General features: G+C 46.7%; 4 protein-coding genes. All 4 read right to left on the bottom strand.

Features of this window, described 5'->3' with window-relative positions; genetic code table 11:
- Positions 1–243 precede the first annotated feature (243 nt).
- Positions 244–1,053: a cell division topological specificity factor MinE gene (minE, locus tag AC805_RS24580; protein ID WP_072143557.1), complete on the bottom strand. Its 810-nt coding sequence runs from the start codon at positions 1,051–1,053 to the stop codon at positions 244–246.
- Positions 1,054–1,061: 8 nt separating this feature from the next.
- The gene (minD, locus tag AC805_RS08135) at positions 1,062–1,865 is read right to left on the bottom strand and encodes a septum site-determining protein MinD (RefSeq protein ID WP_009626820.1); all 804 of its coding nucleotides are present in this window, start codon (positions 1,863–1,865) and stop codon (positions 1,062–1,064) included.
- 2 nt (positions 1,866–1,867) lie between these two features.
- Entirely contained in the window at positions 1,868–2,965 is a 1,098-nt protein-coding gene (locus AC805_RS08130) for a septum site-determining protein MinC (RefSeq protein WP_231662505.1), read from the bottom strand.
- A gap of 117 nt (positions 2,966–3,082) precedes the next feature.
- A complete protein-coding gene (locus tag AC805_RS08125) occupies positions 3,083–5,572 on the bottom strand; it encodes an ATP-dependent Clp protease ATP-binding subunit (RefSeq protein WP_055074961.1) in 2,490 nt (829 codons plus the stop codon).
- Between the last annotated feature and the right edge of the window lie 284 nt (positions 5,573–5,856).

The following is a 5,856-nucleotide window of genomic DNA, read 5'->3' as shown; positions in this document are numbered from 1 at the left end:
TATAGATAATTCAAATAAAAACTACAGCTTCGACTTCGCTCAGCTAGCTTACACCGAGGGCTGAGCGAAGTCGAAGCCCGTCTACAAGTTATTTAAAACAACTATAAGGTTGGCACGAAGCGCCAACCTTATCTTCTTCGGTTTTATTGCAACTCAAAACCCCAAAAAATTAGTGGTGGCGCTTTGCCCCGCCACTAATTTTTTGGGGTTTATACTCTAAGTATCTAAGTAAACCTTACCTTGTTATATTGTCTCGCTCGAACTGGGAACATCGAAGGACAACTCTAGTTGATCGCTCGATTCTTCAATGGCGGCTTCGTCCTTGTCATCAAGGTCATCAAGGGGCATAACGTCACTAGCATTAACAGCAACAATTCCCTCAGCAGCAACTTTATCAGCAACAACATTAGTAGAGCTAACATTGCTGATATCGCTCACAGCGGTATCTAAATTGTTCTCCGTTGGAACCGCAGTATTCACCACATCTTTGCTAACTTGAGTTTCCACCCGATCGCTTTCTTTAACGACTCGCTCGTTCGCTTCCACATTTTGCGCTTTAGTAGCAGCGCTCCTCAGCTTGATACTTACTTCGGTCGTTCTTTCTGCCACCAGAGCTATGCTCGATGGGGATATATCTTCGGAGGTCTGTATGGGATCTTTTGCCGCGATCGCATCAAGGGCGGCTTCTGCGGATAGATCCATTTCTAATACCGAAGAATCCTTTAACTCCTCTTGGTTTGGAGAGGTTTCTTCATCAGGGTTATCAAAAAGACTTACCAGATCGGGTAACTCTTCCCGCACCATCCGAATGGGCAGATTTGCGATTAACGCGGTCATGCGTTTATCCGACTCCAAGCGGATATCCAACGCGCCTTCATCAAGCTCTACATATCTTGAAACTACCCGCATGATTTCATGGCGCATATTTTCAAAAACCTGTGGCTCGATCGCGGCTCGATCGTGAGCCAAGATAAATTTCAAACGCTGCTTGACTTGCGCTCCACTTGGGACGTTACTTCTTTGAAACAGGCGATCGAGCAGTGTTGAAATCATTTCTAACCTCAGGAATTCCCACTAATCCAGCTAGACAGACGGGCAAAAAATCCTTTAGGGGGTACTTCGAGTTGTAAGAACTCGATATTTTTGCCTTCCAGTCTCTTTGCCACATTCTCATAGGCAGTGCCTGCTAGCGATGGCTTATCTGACAACACCAATGGTTCCCCTTTATTAGTAGAAACGATCACCTGTTCGTCATCAGGAATTACGCCAATTAATTTAACTGACAAAATATCCAGCACATCTTCGACACTCATCATGTCGTTATTTTTTACCATAGCTGGGCGAATACGGTTCAAAATTAATTTAATATCCGTAATTCGGTTGGCTTCGAGCAGACCAACTACACGGTCGGCATCTCGCACCGCCGATATTTCAGGAGTCGTCACGACGATCGCTTCCTTCGCCCCTGCGATCGCATTTTGAAAACCTGACTCAATCCCTGCGGGACAGTCAATTAATACGTAATCAAAATATCGGCTTAAAACCTCTACTAGAGCCTTCATATGAGCAGCAGTAATGGCAGTTTTATTGCGCGTTTGGGGAGCGGCTAAGAGCGATAAATTAGGTTGACGCTTATCTTTAACTAGGGCTTGATCGAGCTTACATTCTCGTGCGATCACCTCAAGGGCGGTATACACGATGCGATTTTCTAATCCCAATAAAAGATCGAGATTTCGCAAGCCAAAGTCAGCATCCACCAAAACCACTTTACGCCCTAGTTTAGCGAGCGCCATGCCGAGATTTGCTGAAGATGTGGTCTTGCCGACACCACCTTTACCTGAGGTAACAACGATAATGCGACTCATGTTTACGAATTACTAATTGACGAGGGATAGTTTAGCGAAGAATGATTAAATGCAGAAAAGTCAACTACTTGGACAATTTTAATTGCAGGTGTACCCTGCGTACTGACCAAGGCTACTTCTGGACAAAAAGATGTACTCGGAGTCTCAACACGAGCAATAAAACTAGCAATCCTAATCTGGGTGGCATTGAGGTGCAAAGCCATCACTACCGATTGAGCATTACCTTTAGAACCTGCATGAGCCATGCCTTTCAGCTTGCCACACACGATAATATCGCCTTCAGAGATTAACTCCGCACCAGCATTGACATCACCGAAGACAATAATACTGCCTGAATGCCGAATTTCGGTACCAGATCTTACGGTCATCTTAATGTATAGCGGATCGTCCGTTGGCGCATTAGGAATTGGATTAAATCCTAACAACTCACGAAAGACAGTGCCTTGCTCAACAGAAAAACCCATACTAGCAGCATTGATCGCTGTCTGACGACGATTAGTGACAACACAATGCAACAATAATTGGTAATTTTGCAACGACTCATATATTTCTTGCAGTTGACGCGTATCCAATAGGCGATCGCCTGCTTGCAAATATACCTGTGTACGGGGCTTCCAATCATGACCACTCGCCGCCATGCGTTGCTCTAGCTGCGAAAGTATTTCTTCCCAAGTTAAAGTTAGTAATGAAGTCTCAGAATTAGGCGATGCCGACGCATCTGCACCAATAGATGGAGAAGATGAAGAACCATCATTGGATTTATGAAATGGTAGCTTGATCTTTTTTTCAGTTGGCAATAATAGATTGAGCTTGCCCTCAAGGGTTTTAAACCTTACTTGGGAAATTTCAGGATCGGGAATTGCCTCAGCATCTGGCTGAGCCTTTTTAGTAGGCTGGCTGGGAATTGGCTTGAGTTCTCCCCCCTCCACATCTGCAACCGTAAGAGGGGCAGGGACATTGCCCAAGGAATCTTCACTTTTTTCAGTTACTACAATAACTTCAGGCATCTCCGCAGATGACAAATCCCCTGCAACCGACTGAAGTTTCGTAGGAGGCAGAGGATTCGATTTCACGGCAATATTACGCTGGTTGGCATTCATGAAGCTTTTTTCAAATTTAGCACTATCCATCCATCTACCACCAAAGCTCTCGGAATCACTGAGGTGGTGCAAAAACAAAAAAGCAGAAAACAAGGGGGCTTAAGCCCCCTGTTTTCTCTAAGCCGACGGTAGTAACTGAAGGCTGTTTTCAGAACCATTAAGGGCTTCTTGTTCGATCACTTTGACCTTGCCATCGTCATCGACATCAACCTGTACGGATGCACCTTCACGGACTTTACCTGTAAGGATCTCTTCCGCAAGAGAATCTTCAAGTAAACGCATGATGGCGCGACGCAACGGACGTGCGCCGTAGCTAGGATTGTAGCCCTCTTGGACGAGTAGATCCTTAAAGCGCTCGGTTACCGTGAGGACGATATTCTTATCGAGCATCCGCTTGAAGAACTCGTTGAGCATGAGATCGGCGATCTCCTTGACTTCGGGCTTGGTTAACTGACGGAAGACGATGATTTCATCGAGACGGTTGAGGAATTCTGGGCGGAAGTATTGCTTGAGTTCTTCGTTAACTAGGGAGCGAATGCGCGTATAGAGCGCATCTTCTTGGCTAGCGGCGAAGTCAAAGCCGAGTCCACCACCACCCTTTTCGATGACTTTAGAACCAACGTTCGAGGTCATGATCAACAGGGTGTTCTTGAAGTCAACCGTACGTCCTTTGGAGTCGGTCAAGCGACCATCTTCCAGTACTTGCAATAGCAAATTAAACACATCGGGGTGAGCCTTTTCGATTTCATCGAATAGCACCACGGTATAAGGGCGACGACGCACGGCTTCCGTAAGCTGACCGCCTTCGTTATAGCCGACATAGCCAGGAGGCGAACCGATCAATTTCGATACGGTATGGCGCTCCATGTATTCGGACATGTCGAGGCGAATCATCGCATCTTCAGAGCCAAAGAAGTAAGCTGCGAGAGCTTTGGTTAGCTCGGTTTTACCAACACCTGTGGGACCAGAGAAGATAAAGCTAGCAATCGGACGATTGGGACTCTTGAGACCGACACGGGCGCGACGGATCGCACGGGAAATTGCTTTTACCGCTTCATCCTGTCCGATCACGCGGCTATGCAATGTTTCTTCCATCTGCATGAGCTTAACGGACTCGGATTCGGTGATCTTGAGTACGGGTACGCCAGTCCAAGAGCTGACGATGTAGGCAATGTCCTCTTCGGTGACGTGAATTTCGGGAGCGTCCTCGGTAGGTGCTTCTGCCTTTTTGGTTTGGCTGAGGGCGCGAATCTGCTGTTTGAGATCGATTTCCTTATCCCGTAATTCCGCAGCTTTATCAAAGTCCTGCTTGCGAACCGCGTCATCCTTTTCTTTAAGGGTTAACCGCAATTCCTTATCAAGTTCTTTGGCGGCGGGAGGTAACTGGGAGTTAATCAACCTTACGCGGGATCCAGCTTCGTCGATCAAGTCGATCGCTTTGTCGGGCAAGAAGCGATCGCTAATGTAGCGATCGGATAGCTTCGCGGCAGCAACGAGGGCTTCATCGTCAATCTTGAGCTTGTGGTGTTCTTCGTAACGTTGGCGTAAACCGATCAAGATTTCGATGGTTTCTTCCACGCTAGGCTCACCAACCATGACAGGCTGGAAGCGTCGCTCAAGGGCAGCATCACGTTCGATATGCTTGCGATACTCATCAAGGGTAGTTGCGCCGATGCACTGGAGTTCGCCACGGGCAAGGGCAGGCTTGAGGATATTCGCGGCATCGATCGCACCTTCAGCAGCACCAGCACCGATCAGAGTATGGACTTCATCAATTACTAAAATCACATTGCCAGCGGTGCGGATTTCTTCCATGATCTTTTTGAGGCGTTCCTCAAATTCACCACGATACTTTGTACCCGCCACTAGCAAGCCAATGTCTAACGTAACCACCCGTTTTTCTTGGAGAATGTCGGGAATGTCACTATTAGAAATGCGTTGAGCAAGTCCTTCTGCGATCGCAGTTTTACCAACACCTGGTTCACCGATTAGTACTGGGTTGTTTTTAGTGCGACGACCGAGAATTTGGATTACTCGTTCAATTTCTTTCTCGCGACCCACAACGGGATCGAGCTTGCCATCTTGAGCTAGCTGGGTCAAATTAGAACCAAACTCATCAAGGGTAGGCGTTTTGGTACGTCCCGACGAACCACCACCTGCGGAGACTTCGGCAGTCTCGCCCAACATACGAATTACTTGAGTACGGACTTTGGACAGATCTACGCCCAAATTTTCTAAAACTCTAGCGGCAACGCCTTCGCCTTCGCGAATTAGTCCTAGCAACAGATGCTCGGTACCGATGTAGTTATGTCCCAACTGGCGAGCTTCTTCTAACGACAACTCAAGGACTCTTTTGGCGCGAGGCGTGAAAGGTATTTCGACGGCGACAAAACCAGAGCCGCGTCCGATGATTTTCTCAACCTCAATGCGTGCATCTTTGAGGTTTACACCCATCGACTTCAGTACTTTGGCGGCAACGCCAGTTCCTTCTCCGATCAGACCCAATAGAATTTGCTCTGTGCCGACAAAGTTATGACCGAGGCGGCGAGCTTCCTCTTGAGCCAGCATGATGACTTTAATTGCTTTTTCTGTAAAGCGTTCAAACATGGCGTTTCCCCATACTTTGCTGCGTTCTGGTTAAAGTTAATACTAGCACAGCCTTAACAGCATTCTGTAGGTACGGATCTCACTCCCTTTAACCAAACTTTTAACTAAACTTAAAGCTATGCCTTAGGTATATTTTTGGGTATTATCCACCTATTTACACAATATTTTCACATAATTTGTCGAATTTTGTAATTTAGAAAACAGATTTAACGCCCTTAAAGTGAGTAGGCATAGTTAAATTAGGAACTTGCTAAGTAGCTGGCTAAGTAGCTGGGCATAATTAA

This window comes from Pseudanabaena sp. 'Roaring Creek', from assembly GCF_001402795.1.
Lineage (GTDB): Bacteria > Cyanobacteriota > Cyanobacteriia > Pseudanabaenales > Pseudanabaenaceae > Pseudanabaena.
Note: the sequence above shows the minus strand (reverse complement) of the source record. Positions and strands in the feature narration are given on the sequence as shown.